This window comes from Edaphosphingomonas laterariae (assembly GCF_900188165.1).
Classification (GTDB): domain Bacteria; phylum Pseudomonadota; class Alphaproteobacteria; order Sphingomonadales; family Sphingomonadaceae; genus Sphingomonas_E; species Sphingomonas_E laterariae.
In genome coordinates this window covers 105,075-130,458 of the sequence record NZ_FZOS01000008.1, presented here as the reverse complement: position 1 = coordinate 130,458, position 25,384 = coordinate 105,075, and the positions used below count along the sequence as shown (strand labels likewise).

32 protein-coding genes are annotated in these 25,384 nt (G+C 64.9%); 27 read left to right on the top strand and 5 right to left on the bottom strand.

Going from position 1 to position 25,384, the window contains the following annotated elements; genetic code table 11:
• Positions 1–28: 28 nt before the first annotated feature.
• The 13 genes from CHB74_RS09595 (at position 29) to CHB74_RS09535 (ending at position 9,271) form a co-directional block, all read left to right on the top strand.
• A complete protein-coding gene (locus CHB74_RS09595; RefSeq protein ID WP_179220787.1) occupies positions 29–529 on the top strand; it encodes a helix-turn-helix domain-containing protein in 501 nt (166 codons plus the stop codon).
• On the top strand, positions 505–2,214 hold the full coding sequence (locus CHB74_RS09590; protein ID WP_089219412.1) for a terminase large subunit: 1,710 nt from the start codon (positions 505–507) through the stop codon (positions 2,212–2,214). Before CHB74_RS09595 ends, CHB74_RS09590 begins: the two co-directional genes overlap by 25 nt.
• Entirely contained in the window at positions 2,211–3,428 is a 1,218-nt protein-coding gene (locus CHB74_RS09585) for a phage portal protein (protein ID WP_089219411.1), read from the top strand. The genes CHB74_RS09590 and CHB74_RS09585 overlap by 4 nt, the downstream gene beginning before the upstream one ends.
• Positions 3,429–3,447: 19 nt before the next feature.
• On the top strand, positions 3,448–4,104 hold the full coding sequence (locus tag CHB74_RS09580; RefSeq protein ID WP_245842777.1) for an HK97 family phage prohead protease: 657 nt from the start codon (positions 3,448–3,450) through the stop codon (positions 4,102–4,104).
• Positions 4,105–4,135: 31 nt separating this feature from the next.
• Positions 4,136–5,464, top strand: a complete 1,329-nt coding sequence (locus tag CHB74_RS09575) for a phage major capsid protein (RefSeq protein ID WP_089219409.1) — start codon at positions 4,136–4,138, stop codon at positions 5,462–5,464.
• A gap of 63 nt (positions 5,465–5,527) precedes the next feature.
• Entirely contained in the window at positions 5,528–5,767 is a 240-nt protein-coding gene (locus tag CHB74_RS09570; protein WP_089219408.1) for a hypothetical protein, read from the top strand.
• Between the two features lie 5 nt (positions 5,768–5,772).
• Complete coding sequence (locus CHB74_RS09565) at positions 5,773–6,180, top strand: hypothetical protein (protein ID WP_089219461.1); 408 nt, start codon at positions 5,773–5,775, stop codon at positions 6,178–6,180.
• Positions 6,181–6,186: 6 nt separating this feature from the next.
• Positions 6,187–7,158, top strand: a complete 972-nt coding sequence (locus CHB74_RS09560) for a head-tail connector protein (protein ID WP_089219407.1) — start codon at positions 6,187–6,189, stop codon at positions 7,156–7,158.
• A complete protein-coding gene (locus tag CHB74_RS09555) occupies positions 7,158–7,514 on the top strand; it encodes a head-tail adaptor protein (protein WP_089219406.1) in 357 nt (118 codons plus the stop codon). The genes CHB74_RS09560 and CHB74_RS09555 overlap by 1 nt, the downstream gene beginning before the upstream one ends.
• 68 nt (positions 7,515–7,582) lie before the next feature.
• Positions 7,583–8,011: a hypothetical protein gene (locus tag CHB74_RS09550; RefSeq protein ID WP_245842775.1), complete on the top strand. Its 429-nt coding sequence runs from the start codon at positions 7,583–7,585 to the stop codon at positions 8,009–8,011.
• Position 8,012: 1 nt separating this feature from the next.
• Entirely contained in the window at positions 8,013–8,417 is a 405-nt protein-coding gene (gene gp17 / locus CHB74_RS09545; RefSeq protein ID WP_425442263.1) for a tail completion protein gp17, read from the top strand.
• A gap of 21 nt (positions 8,418–8,438) precedes the next feature.
• On the top strand, positions 8,439–8,870 hold the full coding sequence (locus CHB74_RS09540) for a hypothetical protein (RefSeq protein WP_089219403.1): 432 nt from the start codon (positions 8,439–8,441) through the stop codon (positions 8,868–8,870).
• Positions 8,867–9,271, top strand: coding sequence for a hypothetical protein (locus CHB74_RS09535; RefSeq protein ID WP_089219402.1), 405 nt, complete (start codon positions 8,867–8,869; stop codon positions 9,269–9,271). Before CHB74_RS09540 ends, CHB74_RS09535 begins: the two co-directional genes overlap by 4 nt.
• A gap of 121 nt (positions 9,272–9,392) precedes the next feature.
• On the opposite strand, the gene CHB74_RS09530 is transcribed toward CHB74_RS09535, so the two are convergent.
• A complete protein-coding gene (locus tag CHB74_RS09530) occupies positions 9,393–9,674 on the bottom strand; it encodes a hypothetical protein (RefSeq protein ID WP_089219401.1) in 282 nt (93 codons plus the stop codon).
• A 65-nt stretch (positions 9,675–9,739) separates the two neighbouring features.
• Here CHB74_RS09530 and CHB74_RS09525 point away from each other — a divergent pair, with 65 nt between their 5' ends.
• The 13 genes from CHB74_RS09525 to CHB74_RS09470 all read left to right on the top strand — a co-directional run bounded on the left by CHB74_RS09525 (position 9,740) and on the right by CHB74_RS09470 (position 21,994).
• Positions 9,740–11,656: a phage tail tape measure protein gene (locus tag CHB74_RS09525; protein ID WP_089219400.1), complete on the top strand. Its 1,917-nt coding sequence runs from the start codon at positions 9,740–9,742 to the stop codon at positions 11,654–11,656.
• On the top strand, positions 11,656–12,255 hold the full coding sequence (locus CHB74_RS09520) for a hypothetical protein (protein ID WP_089219399.1): 600 nt from the start codon (positions 11,656–11,658) through the stop codon (positions 12,253–12,255). The genes CHB74_RS09525 and CHB74_RS09520 overlap by 1 nt, the downstream gene beginning before the upstream one ends.
• The gene (locus tag CHB74_RS09515; protein ID WP_179220783.1) at positions 12,252–12,902 is read left to right on the top strand and encodes a hypothetical protein; all 651 of its coding nucleotides are present in this window, start codon (positions 12,252–12,254) and stop codon (positions 12,900–12,902) included. The genes CHB74_RS09520 and CHB74_RS09515 overlap by 4 nt, the downstream gene beginning before the upstream one ends.
• A complete protein-coding gene (locus tag CHB74_RS09510; protein WP_089219398.1) occupies positions 12,899–13,336 on the top strand; it encodes a DUF6950 family protein in 438 nt (145 codons plus the stop codon). Before CHB74_RS09515 ends, CHB74_RS09510 begins: the two co-directional genes overlap by 4 nt.
• Positions 13,321–17,709 (top strand): phage head spike fiber domain-containing protein, encoded by a 4,389-nt coding sequence (locus CHB74_RS09505; protein WP_089219397.1) that lies wholly within the window; start codon positions 13,321–13,323, stop codon positions 17,707–17,709. The genes CHB74_RS09510 and CHB74_RS09505 overlap by 16 nt, the downstream gene beginning before the upstream one ends.
• Positions 17,706–18,086, top strand: a complete 381-nt coding sequence (locus CHB74_RS09500; RefSeq protein WP_089219396.1) for a hypothetical protein — start codon at positions 17,706–17,708, stop codon at positions 18,084–18,086. The genes CHB74_RS09505 and CHB74_RS09500 overlap by 4 nt, the downstream gene beginning before the upstream one ends.
• 4 nt (positions 18,087–18,090) lie before the next feature.
• The gene (locus tag CHB74_RS09495; protein WP_245842774.1) at positions 18,091–18,348 is read left to right on the top strand and encodes a hypothetical protein; all 258 of its coding nucleotides are present in this window, start codon (positions 18,091–18,093) and stop codon (positions 18,346–18,348) included.
• 31 nt (positions 18,349–18,379) lie between these two features.
• Positions 18,380–18,799: a hypothetical protein gene (locus CHB74_RS09490; protein WP_089219395.1), complete on the top strand. Its 420-nt coding sequence runs from the start codon at positions 18,380–18,382 to the stop codon at positions 18,797–18,799.
• 167 nt (positions 18,800–18,966) lie between these two features.
• The gene (locus CHB74_RS09485; protein WP_089219394.1) at positions 18,967–19,443 is read left to right on the top strand and encodes a M15 family metallopeptidase; all 477 of its coding nucleotides are present in this window, start codon (positions 18,967–18,969) and stop codon (positions 19,441–19,443) included.
• Positions 19,440–19,814, top strand: a complete 375-nt coding sequence (locus CHB74_RS09480; RefSeq protein WP_089219393.1) for a ubiquitination-like system serine protease family protein — start codon at positions 19,440–19,442, stop codon at positions 19,812–19,814. The genes CHB74_RS09485 and CHB74_RS09480 overlap by 4 nt, the downstream gene beginning before the upstream one ends.
• Complete coding sequence (locus CHB74_RS09475) at positions 19,811–20,353, top strand: DUF2514 family protein (RefSeq protein ID WP_179220782.1); 543 nt, start codon at positions 19,811–19,813, stop codon at positions 20,351–20,353. Before CHB74_RS09480 ends, CHB74_RS09475 begins: the two co-directional genes overlap by 4 nt.
• The gene (locus CHB74_RS21965; RefSeq protein ID WP_179220781.1) at positions 20,353–20,499 is read left to right on the top strand and encodes a hypothetical protein; all 147 of its coding nucleotides are present in this window, start codon (positions 20,353–20,355) and stop codon (positions 20,497–20,499) included. The genes CHB74_RS09475 and CHB74_RS21965 overlap by 1 nt, the downstream gene beginning before the upstream one ends.
• Positions 20,500–20,503: 4 nt before the next feature.
• On the top strand, positions 20,504–21,994 hold the full coding sequence (locus tag CHB74_RS09470) for a GDSL-type esterase/lipase family protein (RefSeq protein WP_089219391.1): 1,491 nt from the start codon (positions 20,504–20,506) through the stop codon (positions 21,992–21,994).
• 1 nt (position 21,995) lies between these two features.
• Here CHB74_RS09470 and CHB74_RS21615 read toward each other — a convergent pair whose 3' ends face one another.
• Positions 21,996–22,268, bottom strand: a complete 273-nt coding sequence (locus CHB74_RS21615; protein ID WP_144033759.1) for a hypothetical protein — start codon at positions 22,266–22,268, stop codon at positions 21,996–21,998.
• Between the two features lie 147 nt (positions 22,269–22,415).
• Between CHB74_RS21615 and CHB74_RS09465 the strand changes: the two genes are divergently transcribed.
• Positions 22,416–23,996: a hypothetical protein gene (locus CHB74_RS09465; protein WP_245842773.1), complete on the top strand. Its 1,581-nt coding sequence runs from the start codon at positions 22,416–22,418 to the stop codon at positions 23,994–23,996.
• A 12-nt stretch (positions 23,997–24,008) separates the two neighbouring features.
• Here the strand turns inward: CHB74_RS09465 and CHB74_RS22420 are convergent, their stop codons facing one another.
• The 3 genes from CHB74_RS22420 to CHB74_RS09450 form a co-directional block, all read right to left on the bottom strand.
• On the bottom strand, positions 24,009–24,623 hold the full coding sequence (locus tag CHB74_RS22420) for a PEPxxWA-CTERM sorting domain-containing protein (protein ID WP_089219390.1): 615 nt from the start codon (positions 24,621–24,623) through the stop codon (positions 24,009–24,011).
• Between the two features lie 107 nt (positions 24,624–24,730).
• Positions 24,731–25,120 (bottom strand): type II toxin-antitoxin system HicB family antitoxin, encoded by a 390-nt coding sequence (locus CHB74_RS09455; RefSeq protein WP_089219389.1) that lies wholly within the window; start codon positions 25,118–25,120, stop codon positions 24,731–24,733.
• A 42-nt stretch (positions 25,121–25,162) separates the two neighbouring features.
• A complete protein-coding gene (locus tag CHB74_RS09450) occupies positions 25,163–25,357 on the bottom strand; it encodes a type II toxin-antitoxin system HicA family toxin (protein WP_089219458.1) in 195 nt (64 codons plus the stop codon).
• Positions 25,358–25,384 lie beyond the last annotated feature (27 nt).

Sequence of the window (25,384 nt, the reverse complement as noted above, 5' to 3'; positions counted from 1 at the left end):
GGGGGGAGGTCGAAAGTCTGGGGCCCGATTGCCCGGACACCGCAGCCCCTCTCATTCGGAGATTTTTTTCGACATGTCGTGGGATTTGGACCTGCTCGGCGATCCGATCCCCGAGGGACACGGGCGTCGCGGCCGACCGCCGCACATTCCGACCGATGAAAATCGGCGGAAAGTCTTGCTCTTGATGGCGTTCGACAAGAACGAGGAACAGATCGCGGCGGCGCTTTCGATCACGCCGCCGACGTTGCGGAAGCATTATTTTCGGGAGCTGCGTGCCCGGCTTGAAGCGAAGGTCCGCCTGGAGGCGAAGCTGCTCGCATCGCTGGTGAGCGAGATCGACAAGGGCAACGTCTCCGCCATCGACAAGATGTTCAAACGGCTCGACCGGCATGACCTGCTGACCGGCGTCGTCGCCTCGAAACCGGCCAAGACGGCCAAGCCCCCGAAGAAGGGCAAGAAGGAACAGGCGATCGCCGACGCGGCCGTCGCACATGAGGGCAACGAGTGGAGCAGCCTGGTCCGGCACTAGGCTGGGATTTCTCCTGCCCGGACTGGGAAGCCCGGTTGCGGGAGGGGCGATCCCTCCTCCCTGACCTGCCACTCGACGAAGAAGAGGCGGCGCGCGCCGTCGCCATCTTCAACAAGCTGCGGCTTCCGGATGTCCCCGGCCAGCCCCTGCTGGCGGACGCCGCGGGCGATTGGGCGCGTGATATCGTGCGGGCGATCTTCGGCTCGCTGGATGAGCACGGCGAACGGCAGGTGCGCGAGGTGTTCGACCTCGTGCCGAAGAAGAACGCGAAGACGACGAACGGCGCCGCCATCATGATGACGGCGCTGCTGATGAACGAGCGGCCTCGCGCCGAGTTCGTGCTGATAGGCCCGACGCAGGAAATCGCGGACATCGCATTCCAGCAAGCGTCCGGCATGATCGACGCGGACCCCTATTTGAAGACGCGCTTCCACGTGCAGGAGCACGTGAAGACGATCGTCGATCGGGTCAACAAGGCGAAGCTGAAGGTAAAGACCTTCGACATGAAGGTCGCCACCGGGTCCAAACCGGCGGGCATCCTGATCGACGAAGTCCATCTGATGTCGTCAATCTCTTACGCCTCGCGCGTGATCGGCCAGCTGCGCGGCGGGATGATCGCGAACCCGGAAGCGTTCCTGATCATGATCACGACGCAGAGCGATGAGCCGCCGGCAGGCGTGTTCAAGGCCGAGCTGGATTATGCGCGGGGCGTGAGAGACGGCCGCATCAAGACTGACGTCCACATGCTGCCGATGCTGTACGAGTTTTCTGAGGCGATGCAGCGGGCCAAGGATAAACCGTGGCGCGACCCGCGCAACTGGCACATGGTGCTTCCCAATCTGGGGCGCTCGATCACCATTGACCGGCTGATCGCCGAGTATCGAACCGCCTGTGCCAAGGGCGACGAGGAAGAGCGGCGCTGGGCGTCGCAGCACCTCAACGTCCAGATCGGCATGGCGCTCCACACCGACCGATGGGTGGGCGTGGACTATTGGGAAGACGCGGCGGACGAGACGATCTCGCTCGATGAGCTGATCGAACGATCAGAGGTGATCGTCGCCGGGATCGATGGTGGTGGGCTTGACGACTTGCTGGGCTTGGCTCTGCTGGGCCGGTGCAAGGTGACCCGCGACTGGCTGCTATGGAATCGGGCTTGGGCGCACGACGATGTGTTCAAGCGGCGCAAGGATATTGTCGAACGGCTCGATGATTTCGTTCGATTGGGACAACTCGTTCGCTGCGAAGATCCCACGTCCGATATTGTCGGCGTTGCTGACGTCATCGAGCGGATCGCCGAAGCCGGGTTGTTTCCGGAGAAAGCGGCCATTGGCCTCGATCCTCAAGGCGTGGCCGCGTTGGTCGACGAGCTCGCGTCGCGCGGGATTGTAGCGGAACAGATGATCGGCATCGCCCAGGGCTTCCGGCTCTCGTCGGCCGTGTGGGGCATGGAGCGCAAGCTGAAGGACGGGACATTGTGGCACGCCGGTCAAGCAATGATGGCCTGGTGCGTTGGTAATGCACGAGCCGAGCAGAGGGGTAATGCCGTGCTGATCACGAAAGAGCAGGCCGGCAAGGCGAAGATCGATCCGCTGTGCGCATCATTCAATGCGGTCATGTTGATGAGCCGGAACCCCACGGGCCGCGGCGGCGGTCTTGATGACTATCTTGCGAGCTTAGCCGGATGAACCTGTTGGTGAGGGCCACCGGCCTGGCCCGGAAGGCGGCGGTGTGGGCGCGGCGTCTGTCGTTGCGTGATCCCGAAGGCTGGCGGCGGACCGAGGGTCAAAGCTATGCTGGGGAGCAGGTCAGCGAAACTTCCGTGCTGGCCCTGTCGACGGCATGGGCCTGCATCAATGTGTTGGCTGGGACGATCGGTTCGCTGCCGTTGATGGTCCATCGCACCGACCGGAGTGGTAGACGGACCATCGCCAAGGATCATCCGCTCTATCGGATCCTACACGACAGCCCGAACGCCGACCAAACGGCACTCGATTTCTTCGAAGGGCTGGCGGCGAGCGTCGAACTGAAGGGCAACGCGGTGGCGGAGATCACGCGCGCTGGCGATGGCCGCGTGATCTCGCTGACGCCGATGACCTGGGATGAGACGACGGTCACGCGGGATCGCGGCGGCAGCCTCGTCTATCGCTGGCGCGACAAGACGCTCAGTGAGGATCGCGTGCTTCATGTTCGCGGTTTCGGTGGCAACCCTGAAGGCGGGCTGTCGACGCTGGCATATGGGCGAAACACCTTCGGTCTGGCGACCGCCATCGATCGTTCAGCAGGCACCATGTTCGCCAATGGTGTTCGTCCGTCTGGCGTCTTGAAGTTCAAGGAGTGGCTGAAGCCCGAGCAACGCCAGGCGGCCGAAGATCGCATGACGCAGAAATTCGTCGGCGCGATGAATGCAGGCCGCCCTCTGGTGTTGGAAGGCGGTGTCGAGTGGCAGCAACTGACGATCAACCCTGAAGACGCGCAGATGCTGGAATCGCGGCGGTTCTCCGTCGAGGATATTTGCCGCTTCTTCGGCGTGCCGCCGCACATGGTGGGGCATACCGACAAGGCCACCAGCTGGGGCACCGGGCTGGAACAACAGACGCTGGGCTTCCAGAAATTCACCCTGCGGCGCAGGTTAAAGCGGATCGAAATGGCGCTCGAAAAGCGCCTGCTCACCGCAAAGGACCGCGCTGACGGCATCACGATCGAATTCAGCCTGGAGGGGCTGTTGCGCGGCGACAGTGCCGCCCGATCGGCTTTCTACGCTTCCGCCCTGCAGAACGGGTGGATGACGATCAACGAAGTCCGCGAGCTTGAAAATCTCGCCCCCGTCGCAGGCGGCGAGACGCCTCGCATGCAGAGCCAGAATGTTCCCATCACCGCCGTACCGACGGCGCTGCCGTAGCCACAGGACTAAGCCCATGTTGAGGACGAAGAATTGCGGCCTGACGCTCGACGTCAAGGCGATCGGCGACGACGGCGTGATCGAGGGCTATGCGTCGATGTTCAACGTGGTCGACAGCTATAATGAGATGGTCGCTCCCGGTGCGTTCAAGGCATCGCTGGCCACGGCCAAGCGCGAGAAGCGCGCGGTGAAGATGCTCTACCAGCACGACACGTGGACCGTGATCGGCGTCTGGGACGAGGTGGCCGAGGACGAGAAGGGCCTGCGCGTTCGCGGACGACTGCTCAAGGACATCTCGCCGAAGGCTGCCGAGGTTTACGGCCTCGTCCGTGAGGGGGCACTCGACGAGCTGTCGATCGGCTATCGCGAGATCGAGACGGCCCCGGATCGCCAGCAGGACGGGGTGACCGTGCTCAAGAAGCTCGACCTTCGCGAAGTGAGCATTGTCACCTTCGGCGCGCTCGGGCGAGCGGCGCGTATCGACGAGGTGAAATCCATTCAGGATGGGGGCCGCAACCTGACCATCCGCGAGTTCGAGGGGTTCCTGCGGGATGCAGGCTTCTCCCGAAAAATGGCTGAGGCGATCTCGGCCAGTTCCAGACCGCATCTTCGGGGGGAGCCCGGGGCTCAGGCGGATGACGCAGCCGTGCGCTTTTTGAGGGCGATGCGCGGCTGATCCTTCCTCTTTGCCGCGAAAGGGCAATTCCATGATCCGCAAGATTGCACTGCTGGGTGGCCTTTCGGCCGCCGGGCTGATCGGCCGCATGTCGGCCGCAGAACTGACCGTTGGCCGCTATATGCGCGACGGCACAGGCCACAACGTCAATGGCGACGGGCGGCGTGAGCTGTCGGTCGAAGAACTGGCGCGCGAGCTCAAGTCCGATTTCGAGAAGCGCTTCGACAAGGTGAAGGAAATTGCCGAGGATGCCGTTGGCAAGGCCCGCACCGGCGAAGACCTGACCAAGGCGGCCAAGGAGATCGCCGACGAAGCCCTGATCGGCATGAATGCCGTGAAGGCCCGGATGGACGAGATCGAGCAGAAGCTCGCCCGCGATCCCGGCGGTGACGATCTGGACGTGAAATCGTTGGGCCAGCAGTTCACTGCCGACGAGCGCGTCAAGGCATTCCTCGATAGCACGAGCCGCCGAGGCCGCGTGGATATGTCGGCCAAGGCGACCATCACGTCGGCGACCACGGCTGCCGCCGGTTCGGCTGGTGACGCGGTCAACCAGACGCGCCTGCCCGGTATCCTCACGCCGCCCGAGCGGCGGTTGACCGTGCGTGATCTGATCACGCCTGGCCGGATGGACGGCAACACGCTGGAGTACGTGAAGGAAACCGGCTTCGCGAATAATGCCGCCGGTACGGCCGAGGGCGCTGCGAAGCCGCAAAGCGACATCACGTTCGACCTGATCTCGACCACGGCCAAGGTGATCGCGCATCATGCCAAGGCCTCGCGCCAAATCCTCGACGACGTTGCGCAGCTGGAATCCTACATTGATGGCCGCCTGCGTTACGGCCTCGCCTTCAAGGAGGAGCAGCAGCTCCTGCTGGGTGACGGCACGGGGCAGAACCTGCTCGGCATCGTTCCCCAGGCGACCGCCTATGCCGCGCCGATCACCCTGGCTTCGCCGACCAGCATCGATCTGATGCGCCTGGCGATGCTGCAGGCGGCACTCGCCGAGTATCCCGCCACCGGCCATGTCATGAACCCGATCGACTGGGCGTGGATCGAAACGCTGAAGGACGCGGAAGGCCGCTACATCATCGGCAATCCGCAGGGTGCGATCGCGCCGACGCTGTGGGGTCTGCCCGTCGTGGCGACGCAGGCGATGACCGTGGACAAGTTCCTGACGGGCGCCTTCAAGCTCGGCGCGCAGGTGTTCGATCGCTGGCTCGCTCGTGTCGAAATCGCGACCGAGAACGAAGACGACTTCATCAAGAACCTGATCACCATGCTGTGCGAGGAGCGCCTGGCGTTGGCGGTCTATCGCCCCGAAGCCTTCATCTACGGCGATTTCGGCCGGGTCGCTTAAGCGATCTTAACGCAATCTGAGGGGCGACCTTCGGGGCGCCCCTCTCACCCGGGAGCAACATGAATGGCTGCGAAGCATAATTATCGCGTCCTTCGCGAGATGGACGGGGACAAGCCGTATGCCGCCGGCGACCCCCGCGAACTCGATCCCAACGATGCGGCGCACCTCGTCCGCCTAGGCGTGCTCGAAGATCTTGGCCCGGTCGAAGAAAAGGCCGAGCCCGATCCCGCGAACAAGGCGGATGCAGCTCCCGCCAACAAGGCAGCGGCTGCGCGCCGCGCGGCCAAAACCCCCAAGGAGTGAAGGCGATGGCCCTGCAATTCTCCGTTGCTGCGCGCAACGCGCTGCTCGATGCGATCGAGACGGCGATCGGCGCCAGCGCCGTCGTGAAGATCCGTACCGGTGCGGCGCCCGCCAGCTGTGCTGCCCCCGATACCGGAAGCGTCCTCGCCACGCTCGCCCTGCCCGCCGACTGGATGGCTGCCGCGTCGGGTGGCTCGAAGGCCAAGGCCGGCACGTGGGAGGACACCAGCGCCGATGCAGCCGGCACCGCCGCGCATTTCCGGCTGTATGCCAATGATGGCGTCACCTGCCACGGACAGGGCACGGTGACGGCGACGGGAGGCGGGGGCGACATGACGGTCGACAATGTGACGTTCGCCGCTGGCCAGCCCTTCGCAATCAGCACTTTCACGCTCACCGCTCCCGGCGCCTGATCCATCATGGCTTTGTCCTGGCTGCTGCTCGAAAGCGGGGATAGCCTGCTGCTGGAGGATGGTGGCCTGATCCTGACGGAGGATTCGACCGAAAGCCGCGTCGGCGATCTCGCTATCACGATCGCGCCGGTGGCGGTGGCCGCTGTCGCCTCGTTGACGATCGCCGGCACACTCGCGGCGTCAATCGGTTTGATCGGCCTGGCGGCGTCGTCGAGCAGCTCGGTAACGGGCTCGCTGGCCCAGACGCTGCCGCCTGTCACCGTCGCAGCTGGCGCCTCACTGTCGATCGACGGTGTGGTGAACCTGCCGCTGGGAACGATCCACCTTGCGGCGATGGGGGAAGCCGGGGCGCTGCCGATTGCCGGTGCGGTGGCGGTGGCAATCGAGCCTGTTGTTGTCGCTGCAGAGGGAAGCCTGACGCCGGTGGACGAAGGGATGGAACCGGTCACGCTGAGCGAGGCCAAGGCGCACCTGCGTGTCTTCGACAGCAGCGAGGACGATCTGATCCGCGGATTGATCATCACCGCACGCGAATGGATCGAGGGCTATACGGGGCAATTGCTGGTTCGCGGACAGGTATCCCAATCGTTCGATCGCTGGGCCAACCCGCTTCGCCTGCGCGCCTGGCCGATCGCAATCGGTGCCCAGGCGGTGGTCAGCTATGTCGATCCGGAAGGCGGCGACCAGATGGTTGCGTCGTCGCGCCTGTCCGCTGGCAGCCGCCCGGCGCGGCTAAGCCCCGTGCTGGGAGCATTGTGGCCTGCCGCCGCGCCTGTCGCGGATGCGATCACCGTTACCGTCAACGCTGGCTATGCCGATCGAACCGCCGTGCCGCGATCGCTTCGTCAGGCCATGCTGCTTTTGATTGGTCATTGGTTCGCCAATCGTGAGGCCGTGAACATCGGCAACATCACCAGCGACATTCCGATGACCGTCGAAGCGCTTGCGCATCCCCATCGCCTTCCGGTGATTGGATAATGGCGGCGCTTGCTGCAGGTCGGCTGAAGCATCCCGTAGAGGTCTGGCGCTACGCCGATATCGCCAAACCGAATGGCAGGCCCGGCTACGACCGCATTTGGTCGCTGCTGCGTACCGTTCCGGCCGAGGTGATTGGCCAAAGCGGCCGCGAAGCGGTGATCGATCGATCGTTAACGGGCATCACGGTCTATCGCCTGACCATCCGGTGGACGGCCGACATTTCCGCGGAAGACCAGTTGAGGCTGCCTCCGTACCTGGGTGGGCGCGCGCTGGCTATTCGTTCGATGGAAGCGGATGACACGGGCCGGGTGTGGTGGTCGATTCTGGCTGACACCCAAGCGCAGAAGATGGCGTAATGGCGCGTCCTTCCCCGAAGCGGCGCGGGAGTGGCGTGGATTGGCAATCGGTGCGGCGGACGCGGGCGATGTTGAAGCGTCTGCCCGATGGGGCCCGCGCCGAAATGGTCAGCCTGTTACATGCTGTCGGCGATGATGAGCTGGCGCGGATGCAGCGCACTGTGCTTGTCCGCACCGGCTTCCTGCGGTCCGGCCTGGCGAAGCGCGTCTATGATCGGTCCCTCCGGTTGCGCGTGGGGTTTCTGACGCGAAAGAGCAACGCCGATCGCTTCTATCGGTGGATCATCGAACGTGGCCGGAAGGCCCAAACCGTAAAGGTCACGCGCCGAAAGGGTGTGGCCCAGCCCGTGACCTACATGCTGAGGGTGCGCGCACTGCGAGAGAACGCTTTCGTCTTCGCTGGTGGCGGAGCTGCGCGTGCGGCTCGGAGCGATCGCATGAAGCGATACTGGGACGATGTGCTGGGACGTGTCTCGATAGGAGCAGATGTTGGTTGAGGTGCTGATCGAGGAAGGAATCGAGAACGCCGTCTATGCGGCCTTGATCGCCGTCGCGCCCGCCAGTGTTGGAGTTTTCCAGCACGTCCCGTCGAATCGGGGTCCGGACTATATCGTCATCGGAAAGATCGATGCCGAGAATTTGGGAAGCAAGGGCGAGGTCGATGCGCGCGGCCAGTTCGAGATCGCATGCTTTCACGAGGGGCCTGCCCGATCGGGATTATGGGCGTTGATGCGCATCGCGTTCAATGCGCTGCACGATCAGCTGTTGACGGCCGACGGCGTGCATCTCGGACGATGCCATTGGGCCGCCAGCGCCTCCGACCACGACCCCGAGGCTGAGACGGACAATGTCCGCTACCTGGGCCTGATGATTTTCGAGATTTCGGCAGAACCCGCCGAATAGCCCCAAGCATGGAGGAACAAGATGCCCGTATTGCGCGGTGAGAACGTGCGCGTCGAAATCGGCGACGGCATGACGCCAACCGAAGGTTTCGATCCCATCGGCGGTGAAGTTGAAGTTCAGTGGGGCGACAGCTCACGCGAGTTCGACACGGCCAGCAAGGATGATGGTGACTTCGACCTTGTTGAATTCTCGGGCCGGACGATCCGCTTCAACATGAGCGGCAAGGTCAAGCTGCCGGACCCGGGCTATGAGCGGCTGATCGACGTCCGTAACTCACCCACGAAGAACGCGACGCTGCGGATCGTGAAGGGAACGACCGTCGCCTATCAGGGCGAATGCGGCTGGGGCAGCAACGATACGAACCATGCGAACCGCCAGGCGTCGACATGGAGTTCCGTTGCGGCGCCGTCGAAGGTGCCGACAATCAATGATCTGGCGGCCTTTGCGTCGTGACATCGCACGCGAACGAGGCCCGGGGCGAAGTCGATATCGTCCTCGGCAAAAAGCGTCGTGTGCTCCGGCCGAGCTATGAGGCGATCATCGCGATCGAAAAGCTTACAGGCCATTCGCTGCGCGATCTGACCGTGATGGCGAATGCGGTACGGATGCCGCTGGAAACGATGTCGATCGTGGTTGCCGAACTGATCCGCGCCGGAGCGGCGGCGGATGACGTGGGCGCGCGGCACGGACAGGCGGACGGCTGGGGAAAGCTGATCTATCGGGTCGGCATTCCGAGCGTGTCCGCCCGCTTGCTGATCGTGCTGACGGCGGCATTGACTGGGGGCGCGACGGCAGAGGGGGAACTGATGCCGGTGGCAGAGAATGGTCAGATCGATACTGCTATCGGCGATTAATGGGTATTGCGCAGGCCGCCTTTGGCTGGTCAGCGGATCAGTTCTGGCGATCGACGCATCACGAATTTGTTGCGATGTGCGAGGCCCGGAAGGAACTTAACCGGCCGCATTCCCCCTCCGGTTAGGCCTCGCCGCGAAGCTTGGCCCTCACATATTCCATCACCGCGCCCTTTTCGGGATCGTCGCGCTGGACGCGTTCCGTGAGCTTGGAACGCATCATCGCTCGATGGAATGTTGCAGCGAGTGCATATGGCACGGCAACGAAGCCGATGCCCACGGCGGCGGATGCCGCGGTCTGAATGGCTGTGTTGGCGGGCGATAACGCCGTGAAGATCAGGAAGCCGCCGAGCAACGCGCCGATCAGAGTGGCGATTTCAAGCAGTGTGATGATCGCGTTGCGCACATGTGCCTCCCTCGTGAACGCGTGAACTACCCACGATATCCTTAATTTTCAATGAGGTGGTTGTTATGGCCGTCGATGCGACCACGCGCCAGCTGTTGCTTCAGGTGGACGCATCCGTCGAACTCGCCCGTCGTAATCTCAACCTGTTGTCCAATGACGTGCAGAAGCAGGCGGCGTCGATGGACGCAAGCTTGAGCCGGATCGACAAAGCCACGGACAGGATCAGCCATGGATTCGGCCTGCTGAAGGGTGCGGCGGTGGGGCTCATTGCGGGTCTTGGTGTTGCAGAGTTCCTGCAGGCGGCGTCGGCCGGGCTCGATTACGCATCGTCGCTGGGCGAGGTGTCTCAGCAAATCGGTGTCAGCACGCGCGATCTGCAAGTCTATCGCTACGCCGCGACGCAGGTCGGCGTGGCGCAGGATGAAATGGACGCCGGCCTGCGCAAGCTTACCCGCACGATCGGCGAAGCCGCTGCGGGCTCGGAAGGGCCAGTCAATGCCTTCCGCGAGATCGGCGTCAGCGTGACCGATGCAAATGGCAAGCTGCTGACGGCGGGCGAGATCATCCCGCGGATTGCCGATGGTCTAGCCAAGATTGAAGACCCGGCTACGCGCGCAAGGATCGAAGTCGATCTATTCGGGAAGGCGGGCCAGAAGCTCGATACCTTGTTGGCGGGTGGCAGCTCGGCCATCAACGACCTGGCGAAGCAGGCCGATGAGCTCGGCCTTGTCCTTTCGGACCGTCTGATCCAGCAAGCTGACGACGCGGCCGACAAGGTGGCCGTGCTTAAAAAGGTGCTCGAAGCGCAGATCGCTGGCGCGGTCGCGGAGAACGCGGACAACATCTCCTATCTTGCGGACCAGCTATTCCGTGTCGCGGGGGCCGCCGCTGAAGCCGCAGCTAATTGGGGCCGCTGGCAAACACAGATGAACCGCGATCAGGAGATCAAGCGCGCCAATTCTGGCTATGAACATGTGTGGGGTATTCCCGGCCTATTCGAGATCGGCCGCGATACCCGACGCCCTCTCCCACGCGGAGGTGGGCGCGTGCGCTGGGAGGGGCAGGCCGATCGCCCTACGCTGCCCGAGCCTCCCACGTCCGGCGAGTTGCCCACGGTTAAGCCAAAGGCCCCGAGCCGTGGGCGTGGCAAGAGCGGACGAACCGGGCCTTCGCTCAGCGAGCGTTTCGCGTCCCTTGAAGGCAATCTTGATGCGGAAGCTGGCGCCGGCAAAGATTACCGCGACGCGCTTGCGCTAATCGACGCCGCCGAAAAGGCAGGGCTATCGGCGCAATCGAGCTTCGCCGATCTGCGCCGTGCGGCTGGTAAAAACCTTATGCAGGATCTGGGAATCGAAGAGCTTCCCATTCTTGTCCTTGAGGCAAGCCAGAACATGGACCTGCTCGCGGGGCAGATTTCCGAGCTCCCCGAGATCATCCCGCCCGAGGAAATGCAGCGCCTGGCGGAGTTTGAAGAGAGCTTCACTCGTGACCTGGCCGCGGGCCTCGCGGATGCCGCCATCTATGGCGACAATCTGGGCGACGTGCTCGAAAACAGCTTCAAGCGGGCTGCCGCCGCGCTGGTGGAATCCGGCCTGATGGAGCTGATCAATCCCGGCGGATCGGGGGGCAGCCTGTTTCGCGGATTCCTGAGTGGATCCTCGTCGCTGTTCTCGGGCCTCGGCTTTGCCAATGGCGGGACGCCGCCGGTGGGCAAGATCAGCGTTGTCGGCGAGCGCGGGCCCGAACTGTTCATCCCCAAGGTGCCCGGCGTTGTCGTCCCCAATCATGCGCTGATGGGGGGCTGGGGTGGCGGTGGCAGCCAGCTGGTGACGGTGCAGATCGACAAGTCGGCACTGTTCGACACGCATGTGCGGGTGGCGGCCGCCCCGCTGGCCGCCGCTGCCGCCGCGCGCGGTGCGGCCGGGGGCGCCAGCATGGCCGAACAGCGCCTCAACCGCCGCGCAATGCAGACGCTCCGCTAATGGCTATCCTCCTCCCCTCGACGCCCGGCATCCGCGGGGCGACCCCTTCGCTGATCGATGCCGGCGCCGTGCTGGCGGGCGGGCCGGGTTCGGCCGCGCAGAAGTTGAACCGGCTGGGCACGCGCCATGCGCTGACCGTGCGGTTGCCGCTGATGCGATCCGAGCCGCTGGGCCGGATCTATGCGGCCCGGCTGCGCCAGGCCCAGCGCGACGGCGCGATCATCACATTTCCGCAGGACGGCCTGACCATCGGCAGCCCCGGCGCACCGCTGGTCAATGGCGCTGGCCAGACCGGCATGACGATCAACCTGGACGGGTTCGCCGCCGGCTATCAGGTGCGCGAAGGCCAGTTCTTTTCGATCATCATCGGCAGTCGGCGCTACCTCTATTCGGCCCGCACCGCGACGACGGCCAATGGCAGTGGGCAGATGGCATTGCCGATCATGCCAATGATCCGGGTGTCCCCGCCCGACAATGCCGTCTGCGAATTCGCGGCGCCCAAGATCGAAGGCTTCCTGACCGGCGGCCAGATCGATTGGGAGGTGCTGCGCGAGCCATTCACCCAGATCCCCGATTTCACGATCAGCGAGGCGGAATGACCCAGTTCACCGCGCAGATGGACGCGGCGCTTGCTGGCGCCGTGGTCACCGTCTTTGGCGCAATCCAGATCGACCTACCCGGCTATAGCCTGAAGCTGCTCGACGGTTCGGGCGCGTTGAAGGGCGCGCCGTGGAACAGCTTCGTCGGCCGCGATCCGACCTATGGCGCCTTGGCCGCGATCGACGATCTGCGGGACGGGAGCAGCGAGCAGGCGCCGCGGCTATCGATCACGCTGAACCCGGCCAGCGACGCCGCTGCCGCCAGCCTGGCCGCGCCGAGTATGCAGGGCTCGCCCGTGTCGCTGTGGATCGGCGCGGTGGACGAGGCGACCGGCGCGCCGATCCCAGACCCCGAACTCGTATTTCTGGGCGAGCTCGACGTGCCCCACCTGATGGCGGACGAAAATGGCCGCACGCTGGAATATGAGGTCGGCTCCGTCTTCGACCGGCTGTTCGAGCTCGACGAAGGCGCGCGCCTGACCGACAGCTTCCATCAATCGATCTGGCCCGGCGAAACCGGCCTGTCCGCCGTCACCGGCGTGATCGACCAGATCTATTGGGGCATGCAGGCGCCGGTGCCCGCCGTGACCCAGTATTTCGGCGGGTTCGGCGGCCTCGCCGACTGGGCGCGGAATCAGTTCGTATGAAGCCCGTGCTGGAAGCGCGCCGGGATGCGGCGCAGGCCACGCTCGATCGCTATCGTGGCCAGCCCTTCCGTTTCGGCCGCTATGATTGCTGCCGTCTCGCCGCCTTCCACCTTCGCCAGCTGGGCTACAAGCCGGCGCTTGCCCGGGGCGGCAGCTATTCCTCCGCGCTGGGCGCCCGGCGCGCGCTGGCGCGCGCCGGTTTCGCGTCGCTGGCGGAAGCGCTCGACACGCTGGGGCTGGAGCGCATCCCGCCGGCAGCCGCGATCGTCGGCGATATCGTGCAGGCCGATGGCGAGGATGCGTTCGGCGCGCTTGCCGTCGTGCTCGGCAATGGCCGCATCATCGGTTGGGCCGAAGGCCATGACGGCGCCGAGGTGATGCAGATGATCGCGATGAACACCGCCTGGAGAGTCCCGCCGTGTCCAAAGTCCTGAGAACGGCGGCCATGGTGGTCGGCGTCGCGGCCATCGCGGTTGCGACTGCGGGCGCCGGCCTTGCCTTGGCCAGTGGCGTTGCGCTTTCGACGGGCATCACAGCGGCTACGGCCGTGGTCGGCGTGTCTCTGTCGACGCTTGCGACGGTATCTGCCGGACTGACCCTCGCCGCCAATCTGACGGCCAAGAAGCCCGGCGGCCTCTCGGGCATGCAGACATCGTGGCAGTCGGACCCGAACGCCGGATTGCCCTATGTGATGGGCCGGACCCGGGTCAGCGGCAATATCGTGTTCCGCTACGCCTATGGTTCGGACAACGCCTATCAGTCGATCGTCACCGTGTTGTCCGCCGGTGGACCCATCCAAGCGATGGACGGGCTGTATCTGGATGATGCCGCGCAGACGGTCACCGGGGGATCGCTGCCGGGCAAGCTCAACGGCCTGATCTGGCACCGCCACCAGCTGGGCGCGACGCCCGAGGCATCGGCGCTCACGTCCCCCGCCGGGGCGATCCCGGGCTGGACCTCATCGTCCAAGCTGTCCGGCTATGCCGCGACGATGCTGACGCTGAAATTCGACGCGAAGGGCAAGACGCAGCTGACGCGCGAGCCCAAGGCGGCGTGGTTGGTGCGGGGCGTGAAGGTCTATGACCCCCGCCTCGACAGCACCTATCCCGGTGGATCGGGCGCCTGCCGCGCGCTGGTGGAATCGACCTATGTCTATTCCGAGAATCCTTGGCTCCATGCGCTGACCTGGTGCCTTGGCCGCTGGCAGAATGGCAAGCGCGTGATCGGCATCGGCGCGCCGATCGCGGGTGTCGACGTGGCGGCGTACGTCGAGGCGGCGAACGTGGCCGACGCCAATGGCTGGAAGATCGGCGGGCAGGTCACCTCGCGGCCCGACACGAAGTGGAATGCGCTGAAGGCGATGTGCCAGGCCGGCGGCGGGTTCCCCATCGCGCTGGGCGCCAAGATCAGCTGCATCGTCAACACGCCGCGCGTGTCGCTGACCACGGTCACCACCAACGATCTGGCCGGCGGCGCGAAGCTGACCGCCACCCAGCCCCGGCGCGATCGCATCAACGGCGTGGTGCCGCGCTACCGATCGGAGGCGCATAGCTGGGAGATCGTGCCCGCGAAGCTGGTCGACGTGCCGGCGCATGTCACCTTCGACGGCGGGCCGCGCACGCGCGAGATCGAATATTCGCTGGTCCAGCAGGCCGGGCAGGCCGCGCAGCTGGCGCGATACGATATCGAGGACAGTCGCGAGTTCGGCCCGATCGACCTGCCGCTGAAGTTGCGTTTCTACGGCTACAAGCCCGGCGACGTGGTGACGGTGAACATCCCGGAAATCGGCCTGAACGGGCAGACCGTGCTGCTGCTCGATCGATCGCTGAGCCCGGCCAGCGGCATCGTCAGCTTTTCTGCGCGCTCGGAAACCGCAGGCAAGCATCCGTTCGCGCTGGGGCAGACCACCACGCCGCCGCCCACGGCAGGCGTGTCGGGCCCGGCGCTGGTGCCGACGCCCACCACGGCAGAATGGGCGATCACGGCCACGTCGATCGTCAATGGCGCGGAGGAAATCCCGGCGCTGGTGATCGGCGGCGAGAGCGCCAGCATCGGCACCGACGCGATCGTGTTCGAATATCGGCCCTATACCGGTACGCAGGGGCCGGATGACGACTGGATCGGCGCGGGCGTGACGCCCACCGGAATCCGCAAGCTCGAAGTCACCTCCGTCACGGGCGACACGCAATATCAGGTGTCGATCACCTATCGCCTGCGCGGCGAATATGGCGCGCGGCTTATCCTCGGCCCGGTGACGACGTCGCCGCCGCTGGCCGGCACCCCGGGCGCGGATGGCGCGGGGGCCTATACGCTGGTGGCCGAGGGATCGGCGACGGTGACGCCGACCTCCGTCACGAAAACGGCCAGCGGCTGGAACGGCGGGGCGCATACGTCGATCGCCTATAAGGACGCGGCGCAGATGCTCGCGCGCGTGCCGGCGGGCCACCATGATTTCATGGTCGGCCTGACCACGGCGCCGGGCGCGGCGGGCCATTACAATACCGGCGATTACAACATCTATGCGATCGCCGGTGAGCTCCATTATTATCGGCGGGGCGTCTATCAGGCGCCGCTCGGCCAATGCCAGGCGGGCGATCTGATTGGCAGCCGCTCGAACGATTACCGTGTCGAGTATTTCCGCATCCGCGACGGGCGCGAGGTAGTGCTTGCCAGCCACGCGCCCGACCATCCCAATCAGCGGCTTTATGGCATGGTGTCGTCCGCGCCGGATGGCTACACCGTGGATGGAATCGCCTTTGCCGCCGTCGCGCCGGTGGCCAAAAGCCTGTTCGTTGAGCAGGACAAGCGCGTCATTACCTATGACCGGCTGGATGCGATCAGCCCCGCCGTGCAGACCACGACGTTTCGGGCGACGGCTGACAAAATCAACGGCGACATATTGTGGCAGCTGGAGGATGCTGCCGGCAATTTGCTCAACCCGGTCAGCTATATCAATTCGATCTACGGTAGCGTCACCAACCTGATGCCAATGTCGCAGGATCTGAGCGCCGCGGCTTATTGGTCCGTGGCATTCGGCACCGCCGTTTCGCCGAACACCCATGTCGCCCCTGACGGCACGTTGACCGCCGACACGATCACCAGCGCGACCGCCACCGACGATGCGTATATCTACAACCCGATCACCGTCGCGAATGATGGCGTGTGGCGCACCGGTTCGATCTTCCTGAAGAAAACGGTCGGGGCTACCACCTTTCCGCAGGTAGGCATCCAGTATCAGGGTGGCGCCACTGCGATGTGCCGCTTGGCGATTAACACGGACACCGGCGAGGCGGTTGAGACGGGCTGGACGGGCGGGGCGCCGCATTCCGTCGAGGATTATGGCGATTATTGGCGCGTCGTCATGCCGCTCCCGAACAACAGTTTGGGAAACACCACGTTTCTATTGATCCTGTTCCCGGCCTCGGGCTTCACGGCCTCGTTCCCCACGCTGGACGTCACCGCCACGGGTTCGATTGTGGTCTGGGGGGGGCAATTGCTCGAAGGGGGGCTGGCGCGGACCTACATCAAGACGGGCGCGACCGGGATCACGGCCATGGCCGGGCCGGAAGTCTCGATGACGGCCGCGAATTTCAACGCGGCGAAGGGCTCCACCGGTGGTGTGGTGCTCCGCGCAGTCGCCTGCGATGGCGCCGTGTTTACCGCCAGCGGATCGCTGGCGAAGGTCAAGGATGGGGCCGACGGCCTGTCGATCGCCGAACTGACCGTCTATCGCCGCGGCACATCGGCGCCGGCCATGCCCTCCGGCGGAAGCTATAATTTCACGACGGGGGTGCTGACACCGCCATCGAGCTGGTCGGCTAGCATCCCCGCCGGCAACGATCCGCTTTATGCGGCAACGGGCACGGTGGCGGTGCAGGGCATCGGCGGCACGGCCACCCCGACTTGGGCTGGCGTCGGCCTGCTGGCTCAAGAGGGGTCGGCCGTTGACATGATCTTCCGCCGGTCTGCCTCGCAGCCGGCCACGCCATCGGCGTCGGCGACTGTGCCGGCGGGTTGGTATTCGGACACCGGCGGCGTGCCCGCCGGTGCCGACCCGATCTGGGTGAGCTTTGGCAGCCGGCCCAACGCAGGCGCGAACTGGACGTGGCAGGTGGCCAAGCGGTTCGAGGGTCCTGCCGGTACGCCTGGGACTAGCCCGCTCTCTATGGCCTTTTCGCCGGGAATCATCCCCGTTGCCTGCTCATCGACAGGCGTGCCCAAATCGGGAGCGCTGCCCAAAACCTCGCAGACCATTGTCCGCCACGGCAACACGCCCGTCGAAGCATCGTCCACCTACTCGATCACGCCGACGGACTGCGCGGCGACGATCAGCGCGGCGGGCCTGATCACGGTGACGGACGTGACGGCCATCAACGCCACGCTGTCGGTCACCGCAACATATGATGGCGTTTCGCAGACCCGCGTGCTGGAGGTGACGCAGACCCGCGACGGCGTCTCGCCGACGGGCACGTTCACCGGCGGCCGGACGGAAACCATCACGGTACTCGTGCCGGCCTATGGCTCCTGCAACCTGCAGGGTCGCATCCAATATACGGGCACAACCACCAGCGGCACCGCGGTGGTCCAAATCCTGTCGGCGCCGTCGGGCTCGACCACCTGGACGGTCCGGGCAACGGCGTCGGCCGCCTATGGCCCGTCGGAGGGTTGGGCGGCGTCGCCATCGACCACGTTCGTCAACGCCACCGGCACCGACGTGCTGATGAAGTTTCGGATCGATGGCAGCGGGTGGAGCGGCATCCCGATCGAGAGCGGGTGCTGGATCAAGGGAACGGTGTCCACGACATGACCTATGCACTGATTTCATCCGTAACGGGCGAATGGCTATCGGGCCCGCATGTCGAAGAGCCGGTCCCCAGTGCGGGCGAGGAAATCGTCCTCGTCGCGGCCGGCTATCCCGATCGATGCTATTGGGACGCGGCTGGTCGCGGGTTCGTGTTTTACGAAGTGACCATCACGCCGCTCGCCTACCAGCGCAGGTTCAGCCAAGCGGAACGCATCGCCATTCGGGCGTCCGACAATGCAGCAGTGATCGACTGGCGTGAGCTCGCCGCGCTGGCGTCGGAGATCGACCTAACCGACGCCGACGTGGTGGCTGGGACCAACTACCTCGAAACGCTCGGGCTGATCGGCACCGGGCGGGCGGCCGAAATCCTCGCGGTCTGACGGGGTGCTGCTCCGCCTGCGCGCCATCGCCTGGGCACTGGCCGTATCGATCGACCAGCTGGCGCACATCATCCTCGCCGCGCCGAAATATCTGATCCTTGGCGGGCCGGTGCCCGACCCTGACGAGACGATATCGAGCAAGGTCGGCCGCATGGCGGTGCGGGGGCGCCGCTGGGCGTTGATCGCCGAGCGGGTGATCGACTGGCTGTTCGAGCGGCTGGGCGAGGCGCCCGGCCATTGCCGTCGCAATATCGGCCGCTGATCGGCCAGACTGACCAACGAAAGGATCGCGAATGAACGACCCGGGGGGCATCTCGGTGGGCGAGGTGGGCGGCGTGGTGGCCGGCATTGTCACGGTCGCCACGACGGCCGGCGCCGGCATCGCCTGGCTGTTCCGCTGGGGCGAGAAGCGCGAGGAGAGCCGAAGCGCCAAGCTGCAAAAGTGGCACGAGGAGCTTGAAGCGCGCGAGGCGAGGATGGATGCCGAGCGCGCGGGCGATATCGCGGCACTGCGGGTGGATATCGCCAAGCTGCGCCGGGAGCATGGGGCGCTCCATAACGCGCAGCAGCTGCTGGCCAGTGCGCTCCGCGCGCTCGATCCGAACAACCCGGCGCTGCGGATGGCGGACGATCTGTTGCGGCAGGCTTTCGCCGTCGACCCCGTAACGCCGCCGGACATGGTGGCCACGCTTGGCCGGATCGACCCGGCCTGATGGGCGCGGGAGGTTAAAGGGGGGTAGCCGCCTCCCGCGCCCGTGCCGTGGCCCCACGCATGCCGCAACGCGGCAGCAACCACGACACTCAGCGACGAAACTCTCCAATCTCGATGCGCCCGTCCAGCGCGCATTCGATCTGACACACTCATCCGAAAGGACAATCCATGGCCTATGCCCTCGGGCGAGCGTCGCTCGCCGAGCTTGCTGGCGTGCACCCGTTGCTCGTCGGCGTCGTCAAGCGCGCGATCGAGATCACGCGGCAGGATTTCACCGTCCACGATGGCCTGCGCACCGAAGCCGAGCAGCGCGAATATGTCCTGCGCGGCGTCAGCAAGACGATGGCGAGCAAGCACATGCGCCAGGCGGATGGGTTCGGCCATGCCGTGGACCTCGTGCCCTACATCAACGGCAAGTTGCGCTGGGAGTGGCCGGCGATCTACGTGATCGCGGCGGCTGTGCGGATCGCGGCGCAGGAGCAGCGCGTCAAGCTGATCTGGGGCGGTGTGTGGGATCGCCCGTTTGAGACGATCGAGCCGACGGTCGCCGGCTGCGAACGTGCCGTGGCTGATTATGTCGGCCGTCGCCGCGCGGCGGGGAAGTCGGCCTTCATCGACGGGCCGCACTTCGAGTTGCTGGCATGAGCGCGATTTCGCCGATCCTGCGCCAGCAGGCCGCCGGTCGGGTCGCCTTCTGGTGCCCGGGTTGCAATGAAGCGCACAGCATCCCCGTCGCGGACACGCACAGTCCCGGCATCAATTGGGGCTATAACGGCAACCCGAGTGCTCCGACGTTCACGCCATCAGTTCTCGTTCGCAGCGGGCACCACGTACCCGGCCATGATGGTGGGACGTGTTGGTGCAACTGGGACGACAAGGACGAGTTTCCCGATCTGCAGTGCCGTATCTGCCACTCGTTCGTCACCGACGGCCGGATCCAGTTTCTCGGCGACTGCACGCATGCGCTCGCTGGGCAGACCGTGGACCTGCCGGAATGGCCGGAGCAACGGGCATGATCCCCGGCAGCATCCTTGCCGGCGGGGCCACACTGCTCCGCCGCGTCTGGCCCTATGCGCTGGCCGTCGGCCTGATCGCGGGCGCGTGGGCCTATGCCGATCATCGTGGATATCAGCGCGGCGCTGATGACGTCCGTGCCGAATGGGGCGCAGCCAGCCTCGCCGCTGCGACGAAAGCCCTGAATGGCGAACGAGCGAACCGGGCGGAAGAAGCGCGGCGCCATGCCGCACAAATGGAGGCGGTTGAAGCACATGCACAAGAAATGGATGGGGCGCGCCGCGATGCTGCTGGCGCTGTCGCTGCTGGTGACCGGCTGCGCGCACAGATCGGCGGGATCATCGCTGCCTGTCGCACCGCCAGCAATCCCGCCCCTGCCGGCGGCGGGGCGGCAGCCGGCTCCGCCCTCGATCTGCTCCCCGAATTGCAGCGCCGGCTTGACGAGGCTGCGGACGCAATTGCTCGACATGCTGACGCCGCCCGCGCCGCCGGGCGCGCCTGCGAGCGATCCTATGACGCGCTGACGGCGGGAGAGTCCTGATGCTGCTCAGTCCATTCGCGATCGGGCTGGCTGCCTGGCGCCCGGTACCTGCGGCAGCGCCCGAGCCGGCCCAGCCCGACCACATCATCAAGGAAGATGGCGGCGACCTGCTGACCGAATCCGGCGACCTTTTCCTGACGGAGTAACCACATGGCGAATGCGAAAATTTCCGAGCTGGGCGCAGCTGCAGCGTTGTCGGGGGCCGAGAAGGTGCCGGTGGTGCAGGGTGGCGCGAACGCTGCCGCAACGCCTGAGCAGCTGCGCACCTTTGCCCGCTTCGTGCGCCCGGTGAACCTGATCGTCGACGGTGACAGCAAGGGCGTGCAGGTTGGCAATATGAGCCACGCATCGGCGCTGTTCTGGGCGCTCGCGCGGACGGGACGCATCGCCAACTTCAATCCGGCGACCGATAGTCTCGCGGTCGGTTCGACCGTATCCGGCACCAATGGCGGCGCGGTGACAGGCCTGATCTCCGCCGGGCGCCTGAACAGCATGATCGCACGCGTGCAGGCAGTCGCCGCCACGGGTGCCGATCCCGTCATCATCCTGAAGATCGGCGCCAACGATGTGGGGCTGACTGCACCCGAAACCGTGCTGGCGAATGTCCGTCGATATTGGGAAACGGCGCGCGCCGCTGGCGCTGTGCGACTGCTGCTGATGTCGGTCGATCCGCGCGTCGCCACGGCCGGCGCCGCCCCGGCGCTGTCGTCCGCCGTGGCCCGCGCCGGCCATGCGATCAACGCGGCCTATCGCGCCTACGCGGCGGCATCGCCCGATATCATCATGGTCGACAGCCACAACGCCCTCACCGACCCGACGAACGATTTGTTCTATCCGATCGGCGGCGTTTCGGCCGCCGGCTTTGCCTCGATGCTCGATGGCCTGCACGAGAGCCAATATGGCGCATGGTTGCAGAGCAAGGCGCTGGGCGACGCGCTTCGCCTGGTGGGTCGGCCGCTGCCGGCAATCTCCGGCGCGATGATCAATGGCGTCACGGGCTGGAGCGCGACGGAGCCGCGCGGCAACGTGCTTGGAAATGAGGCGCGGTTCGGCGGGACCGGCGGCACCTCTGGCAACGTCGCCTTGACCGGCGGCGGCGGCGTGACGGGCATCGATCAGTTTCCCGCCGCCAAGCTGTTCGGTGCCTATCCCAATTTGGGTGGCACGCTTTCCGGCACGCTGGCTGTGGCGATCAGTTCCGTGGCCTACCAGCCGATGGCCGATCAGGACCGACCCGATCACAAGGCCACGCGGCTCACCTTCACGGGGACGCCATCTGCCAATGGATCGCTCGCGATTGCGGCGGTGGCGCAGAAGCCGAGCGGTTGGGATTACACGATCCCGCTCGATTGGGACGCCGATCTCTATTGCAACGCGCTGACCGGCTGCGCCGGCCTGTCGCTGGTGCTGAGCGCCGGCGGTTCCGGCCTGACGATCGGCGGCAACGATGCAACGCTGTTGCCAGCCCTGACGGGCCGGCTCATTCCGCATCGGCCGGCGCCCTCGGTCGCATCGGCCGATCCCGCCAATATCACGCTGGAGCTTCGGATTAACTGGCGGGCCGGTATGGCGATGAGCGGTTCAATCGATCTGTTCGGCATGGGGATCAGCCAGGCGCGGCCGATCCCGGTGGCGAGTTAAGTCAATACTGGCGGGCCAGGTAGCAATCTTCGCATTGTTCGTGCTGGTTGCTTTTCCGGTGCCGGGCATTCGCGCAGTCGGCGCAATCAGCGCGTGGGAAGATCGCTGCCAACATCGACGACAGCAAGCGACTGATTTTTCGTAGAAGAGAGGGTGGCCCCTGATCGGAAGGCGCGGTCGCGGGCGGTGCGCCCGTTTCGTGTTCAAGCCACTCTTCTTCCGTCTGAAAATTCAATGCCTTAACATTGAAGTTGAAATCCAGCCGATCCGGCACGCCAGCCCCCCCCTGAATCATAACTTCCCCGGAACTTATTTGTTGGCGGCGGGCACTGCCTGTCAAGCCACTACATTTGCTCGAAAATCGCACCTCCCGCGCGATCCGCAATTTCTTGGCAAGCAGTGATATGCAAAGGATAGCCTGATGCTGACACTAATCGTTACTGCACTGATGGCAGCCGGCACGGCCAACGCGTCCGGCCCGATCGTGATCAATCCCGGCGGCATCGTGCGTCTGCCATCGCCCAAGCCGGTGACGAAGACGCCACGTCCGACGCCGCCGCAAGTGGCCGAGACGCCGAAGCTGGGCGTCAATCTGGCGGCGCCGACCTATTATTCGACAGAACGGGCGTTCGCCAATCTGGCGTTGGCGGGCAATTGGGCGAGTTCCCGTCCCGGCATCGCCGGCTGGCAGGCGTTCGATCCCGTCCAGCTCGATCCGAATGGCGAGGTAAAATATCTGCTGCCGCAGCAATCGGGCAACCGCATGCTGATCCCGCCGGAAACGGCCTATGGCAGCAAGCCGACGCGCATCCGCTGCACCTGGCAGGGCCGTGGCACGGTGCGAGCCGGCGGCTGGATCACCAATCAGCTGGCCGGATCATCGGCCACGGAGTTCGACTGGAAGCCTTCCAGCGCCGTGAAATCCGAAACGGCATGGGTTTCGCTGAGCGCGACGGACCCGGCCGATCCCGTGCGCAAGGTAGATTGCCGCGAGAAGGCGATGGCGGCCGATGCCGTCTGGTCGCCGGTGCTGCTGGAATCGCTGAAGGGATATGGCGTGGTCCGGTTCATGGACTGGCAGAATGCCAATGCCAATGCGCCGGTGAGCTGGGCGACACGGCCGACGGCCGAGACGCAGAATCAGGCGAGCACGATGGGCGCGTCGGTAGAAGCGATGGTGGCGCTGGCCAATGCGGCGGGCGTCGATCCGTGGTTCGCCATGCCGTGGAATGCCGACGAGGATTATCAGCGGCGCTTTGCCACCTATGTCCGCGACAATTTGGCGCCGGGCCGGAAGGTCTATGTCGAGATGGCGAACGAGGTGTGGAACTGGGGCTTCAAGGTCACCACGCAGGCCAAGGATGAAGGGATGGCCGCCGGCCTGGCCGACAATATTACGCAGGCCTATCTCTGGCGCTATGCCGAGAAATCGACGTGGATGCACAAGATTTGGGGGCAGGTGTTCGCGGCCGACATGAAGCGGCTGGTGCGCGTGATCGCGACGCAGAACGCCAACCCGTGGTCGGCCGAGCAGGTGATCACATTCCGCGACACCGCGCAGCATTTCGATGCGCTGGCGACGGCGCCCTATTTCGGCGGCAGCACGCTGACCGGCAGCCGGGCCGCGATCACGGACCTCGACAATATCTTCGCCTTCATGGCCAAGGATATTGATGAAACGCTGGCTCTGGCCGCGAAGAACAAGGCGCTCGCCGCCCGCTATGGCAAGCGGTACATCGCCTATGAAGGCGGGCAGCATGTGGTGAGCACCAGCAATGTCGCGCTCGTGGCCGCGATCAACCGCGATCCGCGCATGTACGACATGTACCGCCGCTATCTATCGGCATGGGATGCCCAGTTCGGCGACGTGATGGCGCTGTTCAGCACCACCGGACCAATCAGCCAGTTTGGTGCCTGGGGGCTGCGCGAATATGCCGGGCAGCCCGTTGCCGACGCGCCCAAGGCGCGGGCGGTGGACGATCATATGCGGGCGGCGAAGTAGCCGCCCGGGTTCTTAAGCAGCTTGCTCGATGCGGTGGCGTGCAGGATGCCGCCGCCGCATCGTCGCTCCGATCATTCCGAATCCACCGATCATCATTGCCCAGCTCGCTGGTTCGGGCACTGCAGTGTAGGAGAACTGGACGCCAAGTGGGGTGCCAGTCTCGACCTCCCGCGCGGTGAATTTCGTGATGGAGCCAAAGGCTTCGGTTCGCCAAATTCCCGGCATGGCTGCGCTATAGCTGAACGCGTTGTGACCGCTCCAGCGGAGATTCTCAAAATCACGGAGCGGGGTTTTCGCCTCGGGTGCGCCATATCCCATGTATGCCACAAAATCTTCTCGGGGAAGGGCCGCATCTGACTGCCGCCGGACAGCAATGGTTGCAAAGTCCTCGTCCAATGTATCGACGTATCCTTCCGGGGACACATACTGGAAAATAGCGTCATCAAGGTCGGCGACAAATGTGATCGCCCCAAAATAGTAGCCCGACTGTAGCCAGAAATTTGACATGTCGTCGCTGCCAGAGACGTAATGACCCTCAACGTCGAAGCGGTATTCCACCAGCGCCGCTTTGGCGCTGAAAGGCGAGATCGCCATAATTGAAATCAGTACAGCCAGAATTCTATTCATGCTCACTCCCCTAAACCAAGCGGGGGAGTGAGCATGATGACATGGCGCTGTCAATCTAGGTTAATTCCGATTAACCAATGAGTTGCGTTGGACGTTGAGCCAAGCGCTCACAGCGCGCGGCCGGCCAGAGCGACGCGCGCGGCATCCGCTAAGAAGCGCGAACGATTGCCCGCCACCCGATCGATGGCAGCCACCAACCCTTCGTCCAGCGTGATGTTCAGCCGCACGGCGCGGCCGGGGCGCTCGCCCCGCACGAGGATGCGGATGGCTTCGTCCACCTCGGGATCGGCCTCGATTGCATCAAGCTCGGAGGGGGCGGGAATATCCTCCTTGTGTTCGGCCATGGCGAGCAGGTGGACGCCAAGCGCTTCCTCGGCCGCGATCGCGGCTTCGTGGATCGTGTCACCGGCGGAGGCGAGGCCCTTCAGATCGGGAAAGAAAACGCTGAAGGTATCGCCGGCCCGCTCGATGATCGCGGGATAATAAACGGTTGCCATGGTGTGGGCCTCCTTGCCCTGAAACTCGTGTGGGTGGTGGCCCTACCGGAGGGCCACCCCTGATTTGTCCTCAATGCTCTTTAGCGTTCCGATCGCCATTTCGGCCTTGGGGTGGGGGACGGTGACCACGCCGCGTTCGGGTTGATCGGGGTGGCGGAATTGTTTGTGGCTTCCGCTTTGCCGCTGCTCGATCCACCCGGCCTTTTTAAGAATCTTGATGACTTCACGGCTCTTCATCCCCTCGTCTCCCTTCGTGTGTATCGT